Raw genomic sequence first — 911 nt, 5'->3', positions numbered from 1 at the left:
GGAAACGGGTTAATATTCCCGTACTTCTTATGAATGCGATGGGGGGACGGAGAAGGCTAGGTGGGCCAGGCGACGGTTGTCCTGGTTCAAGTGCGTAGGCTAAGAGACTAGGTAAATCCGGTTTCTTGTTAGGCTGAGACACGACGTCGAGCTACTACGGTAGTGAAGTCATTGATGCCCTGCTTCCAGGAAAAGCCTCTAAGCTTCAGTTCATAAGAAATCGTACCCCAAACCGACACAGGTGGTCGGGTAGAGAATACCAAGGCGCTTGAGAGAACTCGGGTGAAGGAACTAGGCAAAATGGTACCGTAACTTCGGGAGAAGGTACGCTCTTGACGGTGAAGTCCCTTGCGGATGGAGCTATTGAGAGTCGCAGATACCAGGTGGCTGCAACTGTTTATTAAAAACACAGCACTGTGCAAAATCGCAAGATGACGTATACGGTGTGACGCCTGCCCGGTGCCGGAAGGTTAATTGATGGGGTTAGACGCAAGTCGAAGCTCTTGATCGAAGCCCCGGTAAACGGCGGCCGTAACTATAACGGTCCTAAGGTAGCGAAATTCCTTGTCGGGTAAGTTCCGACCTGCACGAATGGCGTAATGATGGCCACGCTGTCTCCACCCGAGACTCAGTGAAATTGAAATCGCTGTGAAGATGCAGTGTACCCGCGGCTAGACGGAAAGACCCCGTGAACCTTTACTACAGCTTGGCACTGAACATTGAACCTACATGTGTAGGATAGGTGGGAGACTTTGAAGCGCAGACGCTAGTTTGCGTGGAGTCAACCTTGAAATACCACCCTTGTAGTTTTGATGTTCTAACGTTGGCCCCTAATCGGGGTTGCGGACAGTGCCTGGTGGGTAGTTTGACTGGGGCGGTCTCCTCCCAAAGAGTAACGGAGGAGCACGAAG

General features: G+C 51.7%; 1 rRNA gene. It reads left to right on the top strand.

What is annotated here, in order from left to right:
- Window positions 1-911, top strand: a 23S ribosomal RNA gene (locus tag FKQ60_RS17270); the annotation flags it as partial.

This window comes from Vibrio sp. A11, assembly GCF_013048705.1.
In the GTDB taxonomy this organism is placed as follows: Bacteria; Pseudomonadota; Gammaproteobacteria; order Enterobacterales; family Vibrionaceae; genus Vibrio; species Vibrio metschnikovii.
Note: the sequence above shows the minus strand (reverse complement) of the source record. Positions and strands in the feature narration are given on the sequence as shown.